The 2182-nt window shown below is 63.1% G+C and carries 2 protein-coding genes; one reads left to right on the top strand and one right to left on the bottom strand.

The window, feature by feature from the left end; translation table 11 throughout:
- Positions 1 to 1003, bottom strand: a 1003-nt coding sequence (locus tag HLUSI_RS0118645) for a TolC family protein (protein WP_016835391.1), incomplete at its 3' end; no start/stop codon positions are given.
- Positions 1004 to 1192: 189 nt separating this feature from the next.
- Between HLUSI_RS0118645 and HLUSI_RS29545 the strand changes: the two genes are divergently transcribed.
- Positions 1193 to 2182, top strand: a 990-nt coding sequence (locus tag HLUSI_RS29545) for an HlyD family secretion protein (protein ID WP_016835390.1), incomplete at its 3' end; no start/stop codon positions are given.

The following is a 2182-nucleotide window of genomic DNA, read 5'->3' as shown; positions in this document are numbered from 1 at the left end:
TCAAAATGAAAGCAACTAGCAGTTTCAACCGGGGGCCATTCGACGCCGCCAGTTTGCGTTCGGCCGCCAGCACATCGGGACGGCGGCGCAGCAATCCGGCGCTGCCGTCGGCAACGCTGATGGCCGGCACTGCAATATCGTTGGCCGCACCGGTATCCAGTTCGCGCGCATAGGTGCCGGGCACCGCGCCCATCAATACATCGAGGCGATTGAGCTGGCGTTCGAGTTCGGCACGCAGCGGCGGGATGCCGGCGCGCACCTGCGATAACTGCGCCTGGGCCAGGGCGTCTTCACGTTGATTGGACAAACCGTCGTGCAAACGCAACTTCACCAGTCCAAGCAACTTGTCGCTGGTCTGCACCTGATCTTCTGCGATACGGATGCGCGCCTGTGCGCTGCGAATGCGGAAGTAGGCATCCGCCGCCTCGGCCGCGATCGAGATGCGCACGCCGAGGTGGTCCGCTTCGGCGGCGTCGCGCTCGGCATCGGCCGCTTCGACGCCGCGCCTGAGCGAGCCGGCGAGGTCGGTTTCCCAACTGGCGCCGACGCCGACGTCATACAAGGTCTGGGTGCGCTGATAGCCGGGGAAGCTGGATGCGATCTTGCCCAACGGACTGTTGAGCGACTGGCGCTGGCGTCCCGCCTGGGTGTCCAGGCCGACTTGCGGCAGCCGCTCGGCGCCGGCGTGGCGCACCGCTGCTTGCGCCTGCTCCACCCGTGCCAGCGAGGCGGCCAGATCGAGGTTCTGTTGCATCGCGCGCTGCACGATGCTGCTCAATACCGGATCGTTGAAGCCGGTCCACCACTGTTCGAGTTGCGGCATCGATGCTGCGGTTGTCGTGCGTTGCTCCAGCAACGACGCGTTGTGGAAGGCGCCGGTCGTCACCGCCGGCGCCTGGTAATCCGGGCCGCTGGCGCAGCCCGCCAGGAAGATTCCCGCCGCCAGCGCCGTCAGGCGTGTCGTGCGCAGTGCGGTGATGCCTGTAGATGTGATGTTGCTCATGTCGCTTCCTCTGAACAAGTGTCGGATGTCGTGTTTTTAAAAGTTACTTGCAAAATGATAGTCTCTAGTTTAATATAACTATCAAAATGAAAGCAACTAGCAGTTTCAACATTTTTTTGAAGTAAAAAATGCCGCAAGGCGACATCCATTGGGCGCAAGACAGACACTAGAGAAGGGCAGGGGTATCAGATGACAACGCAAGCAAATGCAGCAGCCGGCGGCAACGAAACCAATGGTGCCGCGCCGAAGGGAAAAAAGAGATTCATCAAATTCGCGGTGCCGGCGCTGGTCCTGCTGGCCGTGGCCGCTTATCTCGTTTATTGGTTTGCGGAAGGTCGTCATTGGGAGCACACCGATGATGCCTACGTCGGCGGCGACATCACCGTGATCGCGCCGAAGGTGCCGGGCAACATTGTCAAGGTGCTGGTCGCCGATAACCAGCGCGTCAAGGCCGGCGACCTGCTGGTCAAGATCGACGACCGCGATTACGTCGCGGTGCTGAACAAGCTGGACGCCGCAGTACAGGCGCAGCAAGCCGCGTTGGCCAACATCGATGCCGAGCGCCGCCTGCAGGAAGCCGTGATCGAACAGGGCAAGGCCGGCGTCGCCGCCAGCAACGCCGACCTCACCCGCACCCGCGACGACCAGACGCGTTACCAAAGCCTGTCGTCCAGGGCGGCGGTGTCGGTGCAGAGCTTCCAGAAGGCCGACGCCGACTACAAGCAGGCGCAGGCCAACGGCCAGAAGGCGCAAGCCGGCCTGCTCGCCGCGCAACGCCAGCTCGACGTGCTCGCCACGCAAAAGCAGAAGGTCCAGGCGGCCATGCAGCAAGCCATCGCCGAGCGCAACCTCGCCCAACTGAATGTCGGCTATACCGAATTGCGCGCCCCGGTCGACGGCGTGGTCGGCAACCGCCGTGCGCGTACCGGCGCTTACGCCGCCACTGGCGCGCAGCTGTTGTCGGTGGTGCCGGCGGAAGGATTGTGGGTCGACGCCAACTTCAAGGAAAGCCAGATCGCCCATTTCCAGAGCGGCATGACAGTGAAGATCAAGGCCGACGTCTTGCCCGGTGAAACCTTCCAGGGCCATGTCGCCAGCATCGCACCGGCCACCGGCGCGCAGTTCAGCATCCTTCCGGCCGAAAACGCCACCGGCAATTTCACCAAGATCGTCCAGCGC

The sequence above is a fragment of the Herbaspirillum lusitanum P6-12 genome (genome assembly GCF_000256565.1).
Lineage (GTDB): Bacteria > Pseudomonadota > Gammaproteobacteria > Burkholderiales > Burkholderiaceae_D > Herbaspirillum > Herbaspirillum lusitanum.
The sequence above is the reverse complement of the archived record's forward strand: the minus strand, read 5'-3'. Positions and strand labels throughout refer to the sequence as shown.